Annotated in this window: 19 protein-coding genes and 1 pseudogene; 10 read left to right on the top strand and 10 right to left on the bottom strand. The window is 71.3% G+C overall.

The genetic code is table 11. The features are described from left to right. Nucleotides 1–24 precede the first annotated feature (24 nt). The gene (locus tag HHL19_RS11345) at nt 25–183 is read left to right on the top strand and encodes a hypothetical protein (protein WP_169088293.1); all 159 of its coding nucleotides are present in this window, start codon (nt 25–27) and stop codon (nt 181–183) included. A 404-nt stretch (nt 184–587) separates the two neighbouring features. Next, nucleotides 588–689, top strand: a pseudogene (locus HHL19_RS37210) (IS5/IS1182 family transposase); the annotation flags it as partial. Here HHL19_RS37210 and HHL19_RS11340 read toward each other — a convergent pair. From HHL19_RS11340 to HHL19_RS11330, 3 genes are read right to left on the bottom strand one after another with little or no spacing between them, the layout of a single operon-like run. After that, nucleotides 679–870, bottom strand: a complete 192-nt coding sequence (locus HHL19_RS11340; RefSeq protein ID WP_169088291.1) for a DUF397 domain-containing protein — start codon at nt 868–870, stop codon at nt 679–681. The pseudogene HHL19_RS37210 and the gene HHL19_RS11340 sit on opposite strands and share 11 nt — an antisense overlap. A 26-nt stretch (nt 871–896) precedes the next feature. Further along, entirely contained in the window at nt 897–1,085 is a 189-nt protein-coding gene (locus HHL19_RS11335; protein WP_169088289.1) for a DUF397 domain-containing protein, read from the bottom strand. Then, the gene (locus tag HHL19_RS11330; RefSeq protein WP_169088287.1) at nt 1,082–1,948 is read right to left on the bottom strand and encodes a helix-turn-helix transcriptional regulator; all 867 of its coding nucleotides are present in this window, start codon (nt 1,946–1,948) and stop codon (nt 1,082–1,084) included. Before HHL19_RS11330 ends, HHL19_RS11335 begins: the two co-directional genes overlap by 4 nt. A 143-nt stretch (nt 1,949–2,091) precedes the next feature. Between HHL19_RS11330 and HHL19_RS11325 the strand changes: the two genes are divergently transcribed. Together HHL19_RS11325 and HHL19_RS11320 are read left to right on the top strand one after the other, a co-directional pair. Next, nucleotides 2,092–2,511: an ATP-binding protein gene (locus HHL19_RS11325; RefSeq protein ID WP_169088286.1), complete on the top strand. Its 420-nt coding sequence runs from the start codon at nt 2,092–2,094 to the stop codon at nt 2,509–2,511. 264 nt (nt 2,512–2,775) lie between these two features. Next, nucleotides 2,776–3,630, top strand: coding sequence for a helix-turn-helix domain-containing protein (locus tag HHL19_RS11320; RefSeq protein WP_169088284.1), 855 nt, complete (start codon nt 2,776–2,778; stop codon nt 3,628–3,630). Nucleotides 3,631–3,643: 13 nt separating this feature from the next. Here HHL19_RS11320 and HHL19_RS11315 read toward each other — a convergent pair whose 3' ends face one another. Together HHL19_RS11315 and HHL19_RS11310 are read right to left on the bottom strand one after the other, a co-directional pair. Further along, the gene (locus HHL19_RS11315; protein ID WP_169088282.1) at nt 3,644–3,967 is read right to left on the bottom strand and encodes a DUF6234 family protein; all 324 of its coding nucleotides are present in this window, start codon (nt 3,965–3,967) and stop codon (nt 3,644–3,646) included. 743 nt (nt 3,968–4,710) lie between these two features. Then, nucleotides 4,711–5,277 carry a GNAT family protein gene (locus HHL19_RS11310; RefSeq protein WP_169088280.1) on the bottom strand — a complete coding sequence of 189 codons (567 nt, stop codon included), beginning with the start codon at nt 5,275–5,277 and terminating at the stop codon, nt 4,711–4,713. A 160-nt stretch (nt 5,278–5,437) separates the two neighbouring features. Here HHL19_RS11310 and HHL19_RS11305 point away from each other — a divergent pair, with 160 nt between their 5' ends. The 3 genes from HHL19_RS11305 (at nt 5,438) to HHL19_RS11295 (ending at nt 8,875) form a co-directional block, all read left to right on the top strand. Next, a complete protein-coding gene (locus HHL19_RS11305) occupies nt 5,438–5,695 on the top strand; it encodes a hypothetical protein (RefSeq protein WP_169088278.1) in 258 nt (85 codons plus the stop codon). Between the two features lie 692 nt (nt 5,696–6,387). Next, nucleotides 6,388–7,089 carry a class I SAM-dependent methyltransferase gene (locus HHL19_RS11300; protein ID WP_169088276.1) on the top strand — a complete coding sequence of 234 codons (702 nt, stop codon included), beginning with the start codon at nt 6,388–6,390 and terminating at the stop codon, nt 7,087–7,089. A 481-nt stretch (nt 7,090–7,570) separates the two neighbouring features. Beyond that, entirely contained in the window at nt 7,571–8,875 is a 1,305-nt protein-coding gene (locus tag HHL19_RS11295) for a M28 family metallopeptidase (protein ID WP_169088274.1), read from the top strand. Nucleotides 8,876–8,974: 99 nt separating this feature from the next. Here the strand turns inward: HHL19_RS11295 and HHL19_RS11290 are convergent, their stop codons facing one another. Both HHL19_RS11290 and HHL19_RS11285 read right to left on the bottom strand, forming a co-directional pair. Beyond that, nucleotides 8,975–10,198, bottom strand: coding sequence for a sigma-E factor regulatory protein RseB domain-containing protein (locus tag HHL19_RS11290; protein WP_169088271.1), 1,224 nt, complete (start codon nt 10,196–10,198; stop codon nt 8,975–8,977). Between the two features lie 156 nt (nt 10,199–10,354). Then, complete coding sequence (locus tag HHL19_RS11285) at nt 10,355–11,365, bottom strand: polyprenyl synthetase family protein (protein ID WP_169088269.1); 1,011 nt, start codon at nt 11,363–11,365, stop codon at nt 10,355–10,357. A gap of 356 nt (nt 11,366–11,721) precedes the next feature. Between HHL19_RS11285 and HHL19_RS11280 the strand changes: the two genes are divergently transcribed. Next, nucleotides 11,722–13,761, top strand: coding sequence for a CocE/NonD family hydrolase (locus HHL19_RS11280; protein WP_169088267.1), 2,040 nt, complete (start codon nt 11,722–11,724; stop codon nt 13,759–13,761). Nucleotides 13,762–13,794: 33 nt separating this feature from the next. On the opposite strand, the gene HHL19_RS11275 is transcribed toward HHL19_RS11280, so the two are convergent. Then, a complete protein-coding gene (locus tag HHL19_RS11275; RefSeq protein WP_169088265.1) occupies nt 13,795–15,132 on the bottom strand; it encodes a hypothetical protein in 1,338 nt (445 codons plus the stop codon). 285 nt (nt 15,133–15,417) lie between these two features. Here HHL19_RS11275 and fahA point away from each other — a divergent pair, with 285 nt between their 5' ends. Beyond that, on the top strand, nt 15,418–16,644 hold the full coding sequence (gene fahA, locus HHL19_RS11270) for a fumarylacetoacetase (RefSeq protein WP_169088263.1): 1,227 nt from the start codon (nt 15,418–15,420) through the stop codon (nt 16,642–16,644). A gap of 7 nt (nt 16,645–16,651) precedes the next feature. Here fahA and HHL19_RS11265 read toward each other — a convergent pair whose 3' ends face one another. Together HHL19_RS11265 and HHL19_RS11260 are read right to left on the bottom strand one after the other, a co-directional pair. Continuing rightward, entirely contained in the window at nt 16,652–17,488 is an 837-nt protein-coding gene (locus tag HHL19_RS11265) for a carbohydrate-binding protein (RefSeq protein ID WP_169088261.1), read from the bottom strand. Nucleotides 17,489–17,528: 40 nt separating this feature from the next. After that, the gene (locus tag HHL19_RS11260; RefSeq protein WP_346768285.1) at nt 17,529–18,383 is read right to left on the bottom strand and encodes an AraC family transcriptional regulator; all 855 of its coding nucleotides are present in this window, start codon (nt 18,381–18,383) and stop codon (nt 17,529–17,531) included. Between the two features lie 284 nt (nt 18,384–18,667). Here HHL19_RS11260 and HHL19_RS11255 point away from each other — a divergent pair, with 284 nt between their 5' ends. Next, complete coding sequence (locus HHL19_RS11255) at nt 18,668–19,228, top strand: hypothetical protein (RefSeq protein WP_169088257.1); 561 nt, start codon at nt 18,668–18,670, stop codon at nt 19,226–19,228. The last annotated feature ends 1 nt before the right edge of the window (nt 19,229 follow it).

The following is a 19,229-nucleotide window of genomic DNA, read 5'->3' as shown; positions in this document are numbered from 1 at the left end:
GTTTCGTTGATCGTCGGCCCGGACATGGCTGTACTGCTGGTCAGGCAGCACGCGAACGGTGATCATCACCTTATCCAGGCGGTCGGTGGAACTCGCCAGTACAAAAGCGGCCACACCCTCACCGTGTCGACGGTCCGAGGCGTGCCGGCCTTGTGGACAGTGGTGATGAACTCGATCTGGTGACCGGCCGCAGCCAGGCCGCGCCCATACTCGTGGGTGGTGACGGCCGCTCCGGCCGGAAGGACGGGACAGTCGTAGGCAGGCAAGACACACAGGCTCCGCACCGGCCCTCCTCCACCACATCGCGTCGTCCCGCGGCCTCACCGACGACGACTTCGCAGTCCTCAATCTGCGGGCAGCTTGCGCTGCCGACCACCTACCGGCTCAGCCGATTCGTGGCGGCCCCCGGGCGGGAACCCGAACACGAGCACTCTGATCATTGATCTTGGGCCAGGCCGAGGTGAATTGACGGATGAGACGTGGGAGCGAAGAGCCGTTGCTGCCACGGATGGATGGGCGGCAGGTGATCGACAGGGGGCGGTGGCGGGTCGCGCCACGGAGCCGCGGTCCGCAGCCGCCGAGATACGGGCCGTTCCCGGGGCAGGCTGACCACCAAGGTGCACCTCGCCCTCGACGGCCGCGACCTCCCGCTGCCCATCGGGCTCACACCCGGCACCGTCAACGGTGCCGCTGCGTCTCCACGAACCCGGCCCAGACGGCGGCACCGAAGGCGAGGCGCGGGCCCTCGGTGTTCTTGGAGTCGCGGACGTGGACGGTGCCGGGAGTGGCGGCGACTTCGACGCACGTCTCGCCGTTGCTGCCATTGCTGTAGCTGCTCTTGAACCAGTCCAGTTCAGGGGTACGGTTCACGCCCGCTCCTCAGGTCGGTTACGTCGCTACTCCCCCGAGCTGTATGCCACAAACCCCGCCCAGGCGGTGGGGGCGAAGGCGAGGCGCGGGCCCTCGGTGTTCTTGGAGTCGCGGACGTGGACGGTGTCGGGGGTGTTCGCCACCTCGACGCACGTCTCACCGCCGCCATTGCTGTAGCTGCTCTTGAACCAGTCCAGCCCTGACTCGCTGTTCATGTCTCTCCCAGCAATTGCTCGATGAAGGCCCGCGACCTCGCCGGAGTGAAGGCCCTGGATCGGATGATGCCATAGCGGAGGTCCAGGAGCCGGAGGCGTTTCGGGTCGGAGACCGGGCGTCCTCCGAAGTCGCCATCCATGCGTCCGACGGCCTTGCCGTCCCCGAACTTCAGGATCGAGATCACCCCGCTCAACCCGGGGTGATCGGCATACTCGGTGGGCATCACCTGGATCTCCACGTTGGGCAACTCGCCCACTTCCAGCAGGTGCTCCAGCTGGCGGCGCAGCACCATCCTTCCCCCGACGGGCCTGCGCAGCGACACTTCCTCCTGGATGAAGCTGAACTCGGGCGCGGGTGTCTTCTCCAGCACCGCTCGACGGGCAACTCGCGCCGCCAAGTAGCGCTCCAGATCCGACGGACTGTACGTGGGGCGCCAGTTCCGCAGAACGGCCCGCGAGAACTCCTCCGTCTGCAGCAGGCCATGGATGTCGAAGTTGGTGTACATGCAGAACTCGACCGCCCGCCCCTCCAGCTTCGCCAGATCCCGGATCGGCTTCGGGTAGCGGACCACCGCGATGTCCTTCTTCATCTCCGCGACGAGCCCGTCCGCGCCCAGGACCTCATCCGCCCTGTCCAAGAACTCCGGCCTCGGGATCCGGTCTCCCCGCTCCAGCTTCCGGATCATGTCCTCGCCGTATCCGGTCCGCCCGCCGAATTCCGCTGCGCTCAGACCCTTCGCCTCACGCCACGTCTTGAGCTGGCGCCCCACCGTGGCCAAGATCGCCTTGCCCGGCTCGTCGCCAGGGTCCACCTCCCAGCCCGCGTCCTCGACGACGACACCGTCCACCTCGTCCACGCTCATGCGTGCCCACCTCCTCGTGGCGGCCCTCTACCCGGGGTGCGGTCCGAGACAGTCGAGACAGAGCGGGACAGCCGCGAGACAGTGACCGTACGTAAGGGCATTTCTGGTGCGCAGCGTAGGCATTCGACGCCACGCTGGAGTCCATGAACCCCGAAACCAGCCAACTCATGGCGACCGCACGCCACTTCACCCTTCAGCTTTCCTCGACGCCCAGAGGGGCGCGGCTGGCGCGGTTGCTCGCGGCCGAGCAGCTGCGTTGCTGGGGGCTGGACCGCGTGGTCGAGGCGACGGAGCAGGTGGTGGCCGAGCTGGCGAACAACGCGGTGACGCACGGGCATGTGCCGGGACGGGACTTCCGGGTGCGGGTGGTCGTGACCGGGGCGGCGGTGCGGGTCGAGGTGACGGATACGCGGGGTGACCGGGCACCCCGGTCCGGGGAGACCACCCCCGACACCGAGAGCGGGCGCGGGCTGCTGCTCGTCGGGGCGCTCGCGCGGGCGTGGGGAGTGCGCCAGGGGCCCGCCCCGCAGAAGACCGTCTGGGCCGAACTCCCCTTGCCGTGAGGACCTTCACCACGTCGCGGGGGCTCGCGTCGCGGCTGGGCGCGACGTAAAGGACAAATACCGGGGAAATCCCCTACCCAACCCCTCCAGCCTCCCCACCGGAGTCCCGTCACTCTCCCGGGTGATCTGTGCCAACTGGGCTGGATTCGGGGCGGGTTGCGTGGCATATGCTCCAGCCACCACCAACTTGAAATGCGACGGCCCCCGGCTGGGATTCGCAGTCCCGGCCGAGGGCCTGACCACCGAGGAAGTAGGAGCTTCCCGATGGCTTCCACGCACCCTAACGCGCGTCCGCACGCCCGTGGGCTCATTCACCGCAACGTCCGACTCACCACCCGGTACGTCGTCATCAGCAACGACCTCGCCCAGCACCCGGATCTGACGATCCCGGCCGTCGGGCTCGCCGTCTTCATCCAGTCGCTGCCCGCCGGTGCCTCCGTCGGGATCAAGGCGCTCGCCGCGCGGACGAGGGGCATGAGCGAGATGAGGATCGCGGCGGCCCTGCGGGAGCTGGAGGCGGCCGGCTTTCTCTCGCGCACCCGGGAGCGGCTGCCGGACGGCCGGTTCGTCCCGCGCACGATCTCGTACAACCGGCCGGGGGCTGACCGCGAGCCCGTACGGGAGACGCGGGAGACGCGGGAGACGCGGGAGACACGCGAGACACGGGAGACCCGGGAGGCCCGGGAGGCCCAGGAGGAGCCCGACTCCCCAGAGGCCCCTGAGCGGCGGCCGTCCCGACCGAAGCCGTCGACGCCCCTTCCCGAACGCCATCGCGCCGCCGCCGCGCTCCTCGCCGGGCTCCGGGGGCAAGAGCCCCGGTTGTTGCTGTCGGAGTGGGACGTGCGACGCCTCGCGCCGGGTGTGACGGAGTGGCTGGAGCGCGGGGCGCATCCCGAGGCCGTGGCCCGGTCGCTCTGCGCCGCCCTCCCCCATGACCTCGCGCACCCGGCGGGGCTCCTGGCGCACCGGCTGGCGACGCTCGTCCCGCCACCCCTCCCCGCCGGGCCGGTCGCCCCGCCCGCCCCCGACCCCTTCCAGAACTGCGACGACTGCGAACGCGCCTTCCGCGCCCCGGAACCAGGCCTGTGCGGCGCCTGCCGGGCTTCGGCCGCCGCCTAGGGAGACCCGTCCGTCAGTAGGTCTCCACGAAGCACATGGCGACGGCGGAACCGCCCAGGACGACGAGTTGCGTCACGCCGGAGAACCAGCGCCGGAAGGCCAGGAGCGGTCCGGCGATCACGACGGCGCCGAGGGCGAGAAGCCGGATGAAGTCCCCCTTGGCTTCCGCCCGCACGGCCGGGTCGGGATGCTGCTGGCCCGTGTGGATCCCGACGTCCCACATGCCTGATCCGTAGAGCACGAAGAGAACGGGGAGGACGAGGAGTTCGCACAGGAACAGGGCGATGGCTGTCCCGTAGTCGGGTCCGCGCGACGTCCCGCTGGTGATCGTGGCCATGCCTGATACGACTCACACACCGGCGTGCCGGTTGCGCCGCCCACGCACCCTCGCGAGGGTTCCGCCGGGCCGTCCGGACCGGGCGCCGCACTGCCATCGCCGCATGGCGACCTTTCGTACACCTGCCATCCGGTGCGGCTCGTCAGGGAGTTGGGGGACGGGGCGCTCGGGTGGGGGGGGTGTGCCTGCGTCGAGCGGTCGCGCGGGGTGAGGTGCGGCAGGTCGCCGGGTGGCGGTACTTCCCCGGGGCGGGGAGCGCCGTGCGTCTCCGCGGGGTGGTCCCGGCGGCTGCGGGAGCGCCGGCCGGATCCGCTGGACGGGCCCCGGTGTCCGGCAGGGGCCAGCGCGGGCGGTGGTCCGCCGGTCGCCACCCGGGGCGGACGCGCTGCCGCCGGAGCTGACGGGGGACGCCGACGTCGAGGTGCGGCTCAGCGTCGCAGAGGCCGTCGCCTGTCGGCGTACCGAGACCGCCGCCGATCTCCCCTCCTCACCCCCCTCGGCCCCGACCCCTCCCCCACCGGTACTCGTCGCGTGCGGGACGCCCGGCACCGCGCCCCGTACTCGCCCTGCTCGCGCGCGACCCCGACGACTCCGTCCGCACGACCGTGGCCCTGTTCACCGGGGGGGGAGTGAGCAGGGCCGGTTCTCCGTGAGTGCCTGTCCGAGATCCCAGATCGTCGCTGTGGATCTTTTGGCAGGACGAACGAGAGCTTGGGGCGGCTGAGATGAGGGTTCTGTGTAGGTCAGCGCACCGAGGGGAGTTCGTGCGTGGCCCAGTACTCGGCGGCGGTGATGCCTAGTAGCACCACGTCGTGGTAGGCGCCGGCAAAGAACTCGTGCTGGCGTAGCCGCCCCTCTTCAACGAAGCCCAGACGGTGATAGAGAGCGAGGGAAGCCTCGTTGAATTCGTAGACTTCCACCTCACATTTGTTGCATCGCCGCTCGGCGAACATGTAGGTGAGGATCAGCTCAGTGGCTTCAGCCGCGTAGCCCTTGCGGCGGTGATCGCGGGTGATCTCGATGCCGGTCTTGAAGCGTCCTGCACGGCTGTCGGCTTCTCCGATGGTCACGGAGCCTGCGAAGGCGCGATCGGTCAGCGTCTCGATGACCAGCCGGAAGGACCCTCCCCCTGGTGGGCGCCCAGCACGCTCGGCAGTCCAGGCACGAAAGCTCTCTTCTGAGCGAGGAGGGTCGACCAGGTCGGCGTTGCGGACATCGACGGTGTGCTTGGCCAGGTCGCGGAACCCCTCCCAGTCTTCCGGCTCGACACCTCGCAGACGTATCTTTTCGCCGGTCCACATGTCACTCATGGTGTCCACCCATCGTCAGTGCAGGCAGAGCTCTGCGACCGGGATGGGCTTCGGGCACCGGGATCTCCTCTGACCGTCCGGCCGACCCGTCCCGGCCCGGCCCGGCCGTACCATACAGCCCTACCTACAGGGGGGTGTCGTGAAGCGACGATGGAAATTGATGCTGGTCCTCAGCGTTCCCGCGCTCGGGCTCTCGGGGCTCGCCGTCGCGGCGCTCGTGGCGTTCGTCGCCGACGGCCCGACGGCCGAGTTCTGGTTCCCCACCAAGAGCTCGGACAGCACGATGAGCGCCTGGGGCGCGTCCCTCTCCTATGCCCTCATGGCGGCCCTCATCTTCGCGCTCGCGTGGTCCCTGTCGGAGGTCGCCGACCGGACCGGACCGGCGGAAGGCGAGGACCCGCCCACCGACGCCCGCTGACACCGCCGACGAACGAACACAGGGCCCCCGCCCGCGGAGAAACCGCGGCTGCAGTACGAGTCGGTGAGCTGGGCGGATGCCGGCCGGGCCCCGTCGTCGTCGGGGTAGCGGGCCAGGTGCGGGTCGAGCGTCCCCGTGGTCGGCCGGGTGAGCCTGCCCAGGATGGTGCGGAACTGCTTCTTCTCGTACTCGATCCGTCTCTGCGGCGCCAGATGATCCGGGTGAGGTGCTCGGCGGCGGCGACATCGCGCGCGCACGTGGCGGACCCGGCGGGCGGCCATGGCCCGGTCGCCTTGAGGAGCCGTGCGAGCCCCGGACGCACAACCCGGAGGCGCTGGAAGATCTCACCCGCAGACTTGACGTCCTCCTCGCTTCCGAATCCGACGAGCTGGGTCATTGCGCCAGCCGCGGCACCCGGTTGACGAAATGCCAATCCGAGGATGCGGTTCTGCTCGACCGCATGCAGATCACGCAACTGGAGGCGACAGCAGCACCAACGCGCACTGCGTGATGCGTCCTCCCGCGTGGAGAAGAGGGAGTGCCCAGTCTGCGGGGTCGGCTGGACGGCCGGCACCGATCGGCGTCATGACGCTCGCTGCCGCTCGGGGCGCTGTCGCCGAGCCGCCTTCCGCCGACGCTCAGCCGTCGAGGACGACCGAGCGACGACAACAGGCGGGCTACTGTCCTCAGCCATGACCGAGCCGACCTACCTGCACGCCACTCGGGTGGCCTACGACACCGTCGCCGTCGACTACGCCAGGCTCGTGCCCCCCGCGTTCGAGGACGACCTGTACGGGCGCGCGATGATAGGCACGTTCGCCGAACTCACGCGGGCCCTCGACGCCGGGCCCGTCGCTGATCTCGGCTGCGGGCCCGGCCACGTGACGGCACACCTTCAGTCCCTCGGGGTGACCGCGTTCGGCATCGACCTGTCGCCCGAGACGGTTGCGGTTGCCCGTCGCAGGCATCCGGACCTGCAATTCGACGAAGGGTCGATGACCGACCTGGACCTGGCGGACGGCAGTCTTGGCGGCATCATCGCCTGGTACTCGATCGTCCACACCCCTCCGGAGCTGCTGCCGGTCGTGTTCGCAGAGTTCCACCGCGTGCTGGCTCCGGGTGGCCATCTGCTGATTGCCTTCAAGGCCGGTGACAGGCTCCGGCACCTGGAGCAGGCATACGGGCACGCGCTCTCCCTCGACGTCTACTGGGTGTCTCCCGACCGCGTCGCCGAGCTGCTGAGCCAGACCGGGCTTGTGGTGGACGCCCGGCTGATCCGCGAGCCCGACGAGCAGGAGGAGCCCCGGCAAGGCCGGCAGGCATACCTCGTGGCCCGCAAGCCGGGGAAGTCGGTCGGAGATCTGGAGACGCGGGCAGCCGACAGCGTCTCCTGAGACGAACCCGCCGAGTTGGTCCCCGGCGACGACACCAGGTGAGACCGGCCACCGGGCCGGTCTCACCCTTGATGGCATCCGCCCAGGTCAGGGACTACCAACCGGCAATGATCAATTGAGACGGGACAAGAACACCGCTCAGCCATCCCGACCACCGGAACGCAGGACCGGGGATCCCGGACAGGTGCTGACGGTCGGCGCCGGGACGACGCGGCGTCTGCCGGGCGGAGCACCGGAGGAGGTACGTCCGGTGTGGCGCCCCTCAGGGCGTCCGTTCAGCGAACAGGCCTGACCGGATTCAGGTCTTGACGGGACATCGTCACGTCACTGAGCATTCAGCACACGCACACCGACCGTAGGGATCCCCATCACACCCCTGTGCCTCGTGTGCCACCTGCACAGCTCCAACGCCTCGCGTCACCCACGGCGCGAGGCGCTCGCACGTTCCGTCCCATCCCCGTTCGGAATCCGGAGCCCCCACATGAAGCTCTCCGTGAGACTGGCCGCGCTGGCCGGTTCCTCCGCCCTGGTCCTCGGCGCCCTCGCCGGGGCCGCCCCGGCCACCGCCGCGACCGCCGGCGCCACCGCCGCCCCGGACATCCCGGTCGCCAACGTCAAGCAGCACCTGGCCGACCTCCAGTCCATCGCGAACGCCAACGGCGGCAACCGCGCGCACGGCCGGGCCGGATACAAGGCCTCCATCGACTTCGTGAAGGCGAAGCTGGACGCGGCCGGATACACCACGACCGTCCAGCAGTTCACGTACAGCGGCACCACCGGCTACAACCTGATAGCCGACTGGCCGGGCGGCGACCCGAACCAGGTCATCATGGCCGGCTCGCACCTCGACTCGGTCTCCTCGGGCCCCGGCATCAACGACAACGGCTCCGGCTCCGCCGCGATCCTGGAGACCGCGCTCGCCGTCGCCCGCTCCGGCTACCAGCCCGACAAGCACCTGCGCTTCGGCTGGTGGGGCGCGGAGGAGCTCGGCCTCGTCGGGTCGAAGTACTACGTGAACAACCTCGCCACCACCGAGCGCTCGAAGCTCAAGGGCTACCTCAACTTCGACATGATCGGCTCGCCGAACCCGGGCTACTTCGTCTACGACGACGACCCGACGATCGAGACGACCTTCAAGAACTACTTCGCCGGACTCGGCGTCCCGACCGAGATCGAGACCGAGGGCGACGGCCGCTCGGACCACGCGTCCTTCAAGAACGTCGGCATCCCCGTCGGCGGCCTCTTCACCGGCGCCAGCCGGACCAAGACGAGTGCCCAGGTGTCCAAGTGGGGCGGTACGACCACGGCCTTCGACCGCTGCTACCACTCCTCCTGCGACACCACGTCGAACATCAACGACACGGCCCTGGACCGCAACAGCGACGCCGTCGCGCACGCGATCTGGACGCTGTCCGGCACCACCACCACGCCGCCCGCCGGCACGGTCTTCGAGAACACCGCCGACGTCTCCATCCCGGACAACGGCGCCGCGGTGACCTCCTCCGTGACCGTCTCCGGCGTCGCCGGGAACGCGCCGGCCGCCCTCGCCGTCGGCGTGGACATCATCCACACCTGGCGCGGTGACCTGGTCGTCGACCTCATCGCCCCCGACGGCACGGTCTACAACCTGCACAACCGGACGGGCAGCAGCGCCGACAACATCCAGCAGACCTACACCGTGAACGCCTCCAGCGAGGTCGCCAACGGCGTGTGGAAGCTGCGCGTCCAGGACAAGGCGTCCGCCGACACCGGCTACATCAACGGGTTCAAGCTGACGTTCCCGTAACCGACGTAGCGAAAGACGACGGAGCGAAACAGAGCCACCCGGGTGGGCCGGTGACGCACTCCCGACCCACCCGGGGGACCAACTTCCTTACCGTCCGTGCTACTTCGCGGCGTCGGCCGCGTCCACCAGCGCCTGCGGCGTCACCGCGCCGACGTAGACCTTGCCGTCGTCCGTCATCAGCGCGTTGACGATCTTCGTCTTGAAGACCGTGCCGGAGCCGAACTTCCCGCTCACCTTGTCGCCCAGCGAGTCCAGGAAGCCCTGGAACTCCTTGGGCGCCTCCTCCGTCTTCGGCGCGGGCGCGCCGGAGTCGAAGGCGGCGATCGTGGTCCAGCCCTCGCCGATGATCTCGGGGCCGTTCGCGTCGGCGCCGTCGAGACCGCCCAGGCCGCCGAGGCCGAGGTCGCCGAAGGCCTTCTCCAGGTCCTCCGGGGCCTTGCCGTGGTCCCCGCCGTGGTCCCCGCCCCGGTCCTTGCCGAACTCCTTGCCGAACTCCTTCTCCATCTCGTCGCCCTCGGTGACCTTCGCGCCCTTCGGGACGGTGAAGTCGAACTCCGAGGCCGCCGGCTTGCCGAAGTCGACCTTCGTGAAGCCCGCGTCGACGACCGGCTTGCCGCCGCTCGTGGAGTCGAGGGTGAACTTCAGCGGGGTGCCGGTGGCCGCGTCCACCGCGATGGTGATCGAGTCGACCGTCGAGCCCTGCTGCTTCGGCTCGACGACGAGCCGGTACGCGTCGCGGCCCGCGACGTTCGCCGTGCCGCCGACCGTGATCGAGGTGGTGTCCCCGGCGGCCTTCAGGACCTCGTCGGCGAGCTCCTTCGGGGAGGCCGGGAGCTCCTTCCCGGGGGCGGAAGCGCTCTCGCCGGCACCCTTCTCGTGGAAGACCGTGTTCGAGCGGGAGTCGTACGCCCACACCTCGTCGCCGTCGTGGATCAGGCTGTACTGCTCCTTGCCGTCGAGCAGCGTCAGCTTCTGGCGCTCGGGGCCGTCGGCGGCGACCTTCAGGGTGTGCGTACCGGAGACGAGCTTGGTGAGCTGCGCGGACGGGTCGGCGGAGGCGTCTTCGCCGGCGGCGCCGTCCGCGATCCCGCTCAGCAGGCCGTCGAAGGCCGGCAGGCCCAGGTCCGTGGAGATCTTGAACGTGCCGGACAGGGTCTGGGTGTCCGAGGCGGCGATCTTCTCGATGAGCTGCTCGGCGGTGATCTCCGGCAGGTCCGGGTCACCGGACGCGGCGAGCGCCGGGACGAGTCCGATGGTCGCGGCGGCGATTCCGGCCACCGCGACCGGGACGACGTACCTGCTTGCCTTGCGCTGTGCTGCCATGGTCTGTGATCCCTCCGTGCCCTGGCGGACTGCTTCTCGATGTCTCCATCTCACCAAGACGGGCGTCGGAAAGCGTCAGCCCGGGGGATCAACCTCACGTACCCCTCCGGGATGACATCCCCCTAGGGCGCGCACCGGGGGGAGGATCGGGCCGCGTCAGCCCGCCCGGTGGACCACCGCGTCGCACAGCTCCATCAGCGCCGACTTCGCGTAGCCCTCGGGCAGCGGCGCCAGCATGGACCTGGCCTCCTCCGCGAACCGCACGGTGTCGCGGCGGGCCTGCTCCAGGGCGGGGTGGAGGCGGAGCCGGCGGAGCGCCTCGGCGTGCCGGTCGTCGTCGGTGAGGTCGCCGTCGATCAGGGCGACGAGCTCCAGGTCCTCGGGGCGGCCGTGGGCGGCCGCGGCGGCCCGCAGGCGGAGGACGGGGAGGGTGGGGACGCCCTCGCGGAGGTCGGTGCCGGGGGTCTTGCCGGACTCGTGGCCCTCGGAGGCGATGTCGAGGACGTCGTCGGCGAGCTGGAAGGCGACGCCGAGCCGCTCGCCGTACTGGGTGAGGATGTCGACGACCGACTCGTCGGCGCCGGACATCATCGCGCCGAAGCGGCAGGAGACGGCGACGAGGGAGCCGGTCTTGCCGCCGAGGACGTCGAGGTAGTGGTCGACGGGGTCGCGGCCGTCGACGGGGCCCGCGGTCTCCAGGATCTGGCCGGTGACGAGCCGCTCGAACGCCTCTGCCTGGATCCGTACGGCCTCCGGCCCGAGGTCCGCAAGGGTGTGCGAGGCGCGGGCGAAGAGGAAGTCACCCGTGAGGACGGCGAGCGAGTTGCCCCAGCGGCTGTTGGCGCTGGGCACGCCCCGGCGCACGGCCGCCTCGTCCATGACGTCGTCGTGGTAGAGCGTCGCCAGATGGGTGAGCTCCACGACGACGGCCGCGGGCACCACACCGGGCGAGTAGGGGTCGCCGAACTGGGCGGCGAGCATCACGAGCAGCGGCCGGAACCGCTTGCCGCCGGCGAGCACCAGGTGCTGGGCGGCCTCGGTGATGAAGGGGACATCGCTCTTGGTGGCGTCGAGGAGGCCGGCCTCGACGGCCGCCAACCCGGTCTGGACATCGGCCTCAAGAGCCTGGTCCCGCACGCTAAGACCGAACGGCCCGACGACGGTCACGAGGGGGTCTCCTGTCTGCTGACGCCTGCTGACGCTAGTCCTTGACGCTCCGGACCGTACGCCGTCGACTCGGATTGTCGATGTGTCGGTCCATTCACTCAAGCCAGCGTATCCGGTCACGTTTCGATCACCGTGGGCGCCTTCCCGTCACCCCCGGTATGTTCGGGATCAGCTCATACGATCAGGAGTAGGCGTTTTGTCCCGAACGACGACCGGCACCGACACGAACGGGGAGCGGCCCCTCCGAGGACGACCGCGCCCGCACGTCGCCGCGAGCGTGTCGGACGGCGGCCGCGGCACGCCCCTCGGCCCGGCCGCGCCGCACGACGCACCCCGTCCCCTGAGGTGACCGACCGATGACGAAGATCCGCACCGACTTCCCGTACGAGACCCGGCACGAGGACCTCCGCATCCCCATGCCGGACGGAACCAGGCTGTACGCGCGCGTGTGGCGGCCGATCACCGACGAGCCGGTCCCCGCCCTCCTGGAGTACCTCCCCTACCGGCTCACCGACTGGACCGCGCCCCGCGACTGGCAGCGCCACCCCTGGTACGCGGGCCACGGCTACGCCTCGGTACGCGTCGACGTCCGCGGCCACGGCAACAGCGAGGGCCTGCCCGGCGACGAGTACGACGCCACCGAGCTCGCCGACGGCGTCGCCGTCGTGAACTGGCTCGCCGAGCAGGAGTGGTGCACCGGCAAGGTCGGCATGTTCGGCATCTCCTGGGGCGGCTTCAACAGCCTCCAGATCGCCGCCCTCGCCCCCGAACCCCTCAAGGCGGTCGTCACCGTCTGCTCCACCGACGACCGCTACGACAACGACGTCCACTACATGGGCGGCTCCGTCCTCGGCGTCGACATGCACGCCTGGGCCGCCACCATGCTCGCCTTCGTCTGCCGCCCGCCCGACCCGCGGTACGCGGGCCCGGGTGACGAGTGGCGGGACCTGTGGGCGCGCCGCCTGGAGGCCGTCGAACCCTTCGTCCACACCTGGCTCTCCCACCAGACCCGCGACGACTACTGGAAGCACGGCAGCGTCTGCGAGGACTACACCGCGATCCGCTGCGCCGTCCTCGCCGTCGGCGGCTGGCACGACCCGTACCGCGACACCGTCCTCCGCCTCGTCGAACACCTCCCCCAGGACCGGGTCCGCGGCATCATCGGCCCCTGGTCCCACCAGTACCCCGACCGCGGCCTGCCGCCGGGACCCGCCATCGGCTTCCTCCAGGAGACCCTCCGCTGGTGGGACCACCACCTCAAGGGCGCCACGGCGTCCGACAGCGCCTCCGGCGCGGGCGACGTCATGGCCGAGCCGCTGCTCCGCTCCTGGATCAGCGAATCGCACCCGCCGGCCACCGTGTACGAGGAGCTGCCCGGCCGCTGGGTCGCGGACCCGTCCTGGCCGTCCCCGCACGTCACCCCCGTCACGTACGCCTTCGGCGGCGAGCCCGTCGTCGTCGACTCCCCGCAGCAGACCGGCATCGACGCCGGCCGCTTCTTCCCCTTCGGGAACGACGCCGACCTGCCGCCCGACCAGCGCGACGAGGACGCCCACTCGGCCTGCTTCGACTTCCCCGTCCCGCCCGACGGCGAGCCGATCGAGATCCTCGGCCGCCCCCGCGTCAGCCTCCACCTCATGACGCCCGCGCCGACCGGCCAGATCGCCGCCCGGCTCTGCGACATCGCCCCCGACGGCTCCTCCACCCTCGTCACCCGGGGCGCCCTGAACCTCTCCGCCCGCTACGGCCGCGACCGGGCCGTCGACGCGCAGATCGGCGAATGGGAGAGCTACGACCTCGAACTGAACGGCATCGGGCACACCTTCCCGCCCGGCCACCGCGTCCGCCTCGCCGTCTCCTCCGCGTACTGGCCGTGGCTCTGGCCCCAGCCCGACGCCGCCGGCTTCACCCTCGACCCCGCCGGCTCCTCCCTCACCCTTCCGGTCCGCGCCCACACGGACGACACGATCGCCTTCGAGGCACCCGAACAGTCCGCGCCGCTCGGCGTGTCGTCCCCGAAGCCCCTGGAGACCCCCGAGGAGACCCGCCCCGAGCGCCTCGTCCTCCGCGACGTCGCCAAGGGCTCCTGGACCCTCCAGGTCGACCCGAAGTACGGCGGCACGCGCGTGTACCCCGACGGCCTGGAGTACACCGAGGACGCCGTCGAGACGTACACGATCGCCGAGGACGACCCGCTCTCCGCCCGCACCCGCTCCGCATGGCACATCCGGCTCCACCGCCCGGAACTCGCCTGGGACGTCACCGTCGACACCCGCTCCGAGATCACCTGCGACGCCGACGCCTTCCACACCTCCGACGAGGTCGTCTGCAAGGAGGGCGGCGAAGTCGTCTTCCACCGCACCTGGGAAAAACGGATCCCCCGCACGGCGGGCTGAACCCGGGGCCGTACGGGGGATCGCGGCGGAACTCTAGGCGTCGGCCTTGCGGCGGCGCGCGACGAACACGGCGCCCGCGCCGAGCACGAGGGCCGCACCGGCGGCGGCACCCAGCTGCGGCAGCGTGTCGTTCGAACCGGTCGCGGCGAGCTGGCCACGGGTGCCGCCCTGCTGCACCGGCGTGTTCGACGTCGGCGCGGGGGCCGGGGCGGCGGTCGACGCGGACGGCGACGGGGTCGCGGTCGGAGCCGTCGTCGGGGTCTTCGTGGGCTCGACGAGGTCGAAGTCGGCCTTCGCGATCTGCCGGCTGACGCCGCAGGACTCGTCGTCGTTGGCGTACTCGGTGTTGGCGGAGACGACGCCCTCGCCCGCCGGGGCCGCCGCGTCCACCGTCACGCGCAGCGCGATGTCGGCCGCGGCGCCCTCGGCGATCGGGCCCAGCTCAAGGGCCACGTCCTGGGAGGTGAGCTTGTTCCACTTCGCGTCGGCGGCGAGCTTCCACTCGACGGAGATGTACTTGTCGAGGTTCGGGTGCTCCTCGTCGATGTCCTCCCAGGACTCGGGCAGCCGGATGGCGGAGACGACGGCACGCACCTCGTCGAGGTCCCGGTCCGAGGCGTTCTTCACGGTGAGCGAGAAGTCGGCGCTGGACCCGACGGTGATGCTCTTGGGCCCGGTGAACGTCGACACGACGGACCGGTCCACGACGCACTCCCTGAACTCGCCCTGGCCCTCCCAGTACGCGTCCAGCGCGGCCTCGGCGTCGGCGAGCTCCTGCTCGGCGGCCTCGATGTCCAGGGCGAGCAGGGTGATCTTCTGGGCGAGCGCGACGCGGGCGCTGTCCCGCGCCGTGGTCGCCCGGGCCAGACGCTCATCGGCGGCGGTGACGGCGGCGACGGCCTCCGTGACCCCGGTCTCGGCGGTGGTGACGGCCTCCGCGGCGGCGGTCTTCTGCTCCGGCGTGGCGGTGGCGTCGGCCTCGATGGCCGCGAGGGCCTCCTTGGCCGCGGTGAGCGTGGCCTCGGCAGCGGTCTTGGCCGCGGCGGCGTCGGCGGCGGCCTCCTCGGCGGCGGCCAGCTCCTCCAGCACCTTCTTGTCGAGGTTGCCGGCACGCAGGTCGTTCTTCAGGCGCTCGCGGTCGGCCGTCAGGTCCTCGACCTTCTGCTCCGCGGCGGCGAACGCGGCCTCCAGCCGCTCCAGCTCCTTGAAGTCGGGGCCGTCCGGGTCGTCCTGGCCGGCCTCCTGGGCGGCGGCCCCCGTCGGCGCGGCCGGCTTCGGGGTCTCCGCGAACGCGGGCCCCGCGGCGAGGAGCACGACCGGCGTCGTGACGGCGGCGGCGACGGCGGTCGCGAGCATGCGGCGAATCTTCACGTGCGGACCTTCTCCTGGTCAGGGAAGAGAGAAAGGGGGCGCGCGCCCACGGAAGTCATCACGCGGGCGCGACGCCACCGTGATCGTAGGCTCCGGAAGTACCCGGCGGCAGGGGCCGTTTCCCCAGCTCGGAGGCGGTACACGCGCCTCCGGCGGCGCAAACCGTCCGCACCCGGACAGTTGCCCTCTTCCCGGTGACTTTCTCTGTGATCCATGTCATCCGCGCCCGCCGCCCCGCCCCGTAACGTGTCCCTCACCCATCACGCGAAAGCGAGGCACGTACCGATGTCCGAGCACAGCCCGCTCGACCTGGCCGAGGGCGATCCCTTCGGCCCGCACAACCTCCCGTACGGCGTCTTCTCCACCGCCGACGAGCCGGGACGGCGCCGGCTCGGCGTCCGGATCGGCGGGTACGTGCTGGACGCGGGGGCCGCGGCGCACGCGCTGGGCTCCCCGTACGCCTCCCTGCTCGCGCAGCCGAGCCTGGGCCCGCTGCTCGCCGCCGGACGGACCGCCTGGCGGGACGTGCGCCGCGCGCTGACGGCCTGGGTGACGGTCCCGGCCCACCGCGCCGACGTCGAGCCGCTCCTCCACCCGCTGGACGCGGTGACGCTGCACCTGCCGTACGAGGTCGCGGACTACGTGGACTTCTACGCGAGCGAGCACCACGCCACCAACGTGGGCCGGATGTTCCGCCCGGACGGCGAGCCGCTGACGCCCAACTGGAAGCACCTGCCGATCGGTTACCACGGTCGCGCGGGCACGGTCGTCGTCTCGGGCACGGACGTCGTGCGCCCCTCGGGGCAGCGGAAGGCGCCCGCCGACGCGGCCCCGGTCTTCGGCCCGTCGGTGAAGCTGGACATCGAGGCGGAGGTCGGCTTCCTCGTCGGCACCCCGTCGGAGCTCGGCACCCCGGTGCCGCTCGCCGCCTTCCGGGACCACGTCTTCGGCCTGACGCTGCTGAACGACTGGTCGGCGCGGGACGTGCAGGCGTGGGAGTACGTGCCGCTGGGCCCGTTCCTCGGCAAGTCCTTCCAGACCTCGGTGTCGGCGTGGGTGACCCCCCTGGAGGCCCTGGACGCGGCCCGGGTCGCGCCGCCGGCCCGGGACTTCCCCCTCCTGCCGTACCTGGACGACGCGGCGGAGGAGGAGCCCGGCGGCTACGACGTGCGGATCACCGTCGAGATCAACGGCGAGGTGGTGGCCGAGCCGCCGTTCTCCACCATGTACTGGACGGCCGCGCAGCAGCTCGCGCACATGACGGTGAACGGCGCCTCCCTGCGCACCGGTGACCTCTACGGCTCCGGTACGGTCTCCGGCCCCGAGGTGAACCAGCGCGGCTCGCTCCTCGAACTCACCTGGAACGGCCGCGACGCCCTCGAACTCGCGGGCGGCAAGCGGACGTTCCTGGAGGACGGCGACGAGGTCGTCCTCACGGCGTGGGCGCCCGGCCCGGACGGCACGAAGGTGGGCCTGGGCGAGGTCAGGGGCCGGATCGCCCCGTCCGCCTAGGCGGGCGCTAGCCGACCCGCCACAGGGCGGGCACGTTCGGCGGCTCCCAGCCGGCCATGGCGGTGTGGGCCTGGAGGCACACATAGCCCACGCCGCCGTACGTGACCCGGTCCCCGGTGGCGTACGCCCGTCCGGCGGTCCAGGTGCCGCCGGGCGGCGGGGTCGTCGCCGTGGCCGTGGGGGTCGGCGTCGGCGTCGGCCCGGGGCCCTGCGGCACGTCGAGGACGAAGTCGAAGGCGGCCTCGCGCCCGCCGCCCGCGTCCCGCACGGTCATGAGCAGCCGCGGGTCGAAGATGGTGTCGGTGTTGTTGCGGGGCTCGTTCGGGAAGTACAGCTGGGTGGTGAGGATCGGCCGCCCGGGCGCCTGGACCTTCACGTGAAGGTGCCGGGTGCGGCCCGGATAGAGCCCCGGGACGATGGTGTCGAGCCGGAACGCCCCGTCGGTGCCGGTGAATTGATGCCCGCGGAACGTGAACCCGGAGTTGTCGTACGCCCCGTTGACGTCGGCCTGCCAGAAGTCGAGCAGGGCACCGGACACCGGCCGGCAGGCCCGCCCGAACACGTACCCGCTGACGACGAGCCGCGTGCCCGGCCCGTCCTGCATGCTGCTCCGCAGCGGCGAGTTCGGCTTGAAGTAGGGCCCCTCCATCTGCGGCAGGGTGAGGTCGTCGCCGTCGTCGCACTCGGGGGTGAGGTCGAGGGCCGTCTCGCTCCCGGTCAGCGTCCGGGCGAGCGCGGGAACGCCCATGAGGGCGACGGGCGCGGCCATCCCGGCGGCGAGCGCCGCCCGCAGCACGGCCTTGCGCGTGACGTGCCCGGTACTGGTGTTGCTCTCGCTTTCCATGTGCCTGGCTCCTCAGGTGGGGTCTGGGATCGGCACGAACCTAGGTTCCTTCGGCGCCCGCTTCGATGGACGGAACGGGGCGGTCATGGTGTTTTCGAAAGCTCCCCGGACTGACCCCCGCCTCCCGCCGGAAGAACCGGCAGAAGTACGCCGGATCCTCGAACCCCACCCGCACGCCCACCTGCCGCACCGACAACGACGTGGACACCAGCAGCCGCTGCGCCTCCCGCACCCGCTCCTCCCGCAGCAACGCGGCCGGCGTCCGCCCGGTGGCGCCCCGCACCACCTCATTGAGATACCCCGGCGTCACCCCGAGCCGCCCCGCGGCCTCCCGCACGGACACCCCGCCGCCGCCGGCCTCGGACACGATCCGCAGAAACTCCCCGGCCAGTCCCCGCGGCGGCACCACGCCCCGCCCACCCGGCACCCGGGCGGCCCGCACGAGCAGCACGTGCAGCAACGACCGCAGCACCCCCGCGAACCCGTCGTCCCCGCCCCGGTACTCCTCCGCGAGCTCCCCCATCAACAACGAGGTCCGCGCGTGCGCCCCGGCATCGAGATCGACCCAGGGCCGCTCCCCGAGCCGCCGCAACAGCCCGAGATCGTCGGGCCCGTCGGCGAGGAACTCCGGGGTGAACAACACCAGCGACCCCTCAAGCCCCCGCACCCCCTCCCACCGGTGCACCTGCCCGGGAAGGATCACCCCGAGCTGAGGCGGCCGCAGCGCATGGGACTCGGTGTCGATCACATGCACACCGCTCCCCTCCACCACATGCACGATCTCGTAGAAGGTGTGCCGATGCGGATAGTCGGCCCGCGACATGGGCCCCATCGCATCGAACCCCCCGGCCGCGAACGGCACCCGCTCGGGCAACCGCACCTCAAGCCGGTGCACCGGCGGCTCCCCACCCCGGGTCGCTCCACACGGCACCCCGGGTAGAACGGTCGTCCCACGCACGGAAACCCCCTCCCCAACAGGTCCAGACCATTCCCCCGCCCACGATCCCACGCACACCCCGCCCTGTCAGGAGGTCACCCCCCGTAGCCACTCCCCTGGGCCAGTTCCGGGTGCGGGCGGGGTGGGGGCGTTCGATGCTCCTCGCGGTGGGCTTCGGGGAGGAGCCGCCGCCGAACCGGCGCCCGGTGGGCGCATTCCGCTTCCAGAGGAGTACATCCGTGATGTCCGCACGTCCCCGGGCCCTCAGGGCCGCGTTCGCTCTCGCCGCTTCCGTCGCACTGGCCCTCGGGGCCGCCGCTCCGGCCGTCTCGGCGGCGCCCGTGCTGCCCGTCGCGGGCGGTGACCACGGGTGGCCTCACCCGGACCTGGCGAAGACGTACGAGGCGACGAAGAAGTACCGGTCGGAGGAGAAGGCGATAGCCGACGGGTTCCAGCGCACCGACGTGTGCGTCGAGGACACGAGTGACGCGAAGCTCGGCGGGATGGGGTACCACTACGTGAACCCCGCCAACATCGGCTCCACCGACCCGACGCGGCCCGCGGCCGTGATCTACGCGGAGGACCACGGGGACGGGAAGCGGAAGCTGGTCGCCCTGGAGTGGGTCGTGCCGGACACCGGGCAGCCGGTGCCGCGTGCCTTCGACCGGAACTTCGACGGGCCGGACCTGATCCCGGGGCTCGGGGAGGTCTACTCGCTGCACGCGTGGATCTACAAGAAGAACCCGGCCGGGGTCTTCGCGCCGTACAACCCCCGGGTGCACTGCGGGCCCTGCCCGAAGTAGC

It is taken from the genome of Streptomyces sp. R302 (genome assembly GCF_012927245.1).
GTDB lineage: Bacteria > Actinomycetota > Actinomycetes > Streptomycetales > Streptomycetaceae > Streptomyces.
Note: the sequence above shows the minus strand (reverse complement) of the source record. Positions and strands in the feature narration are given on the sequence as shown.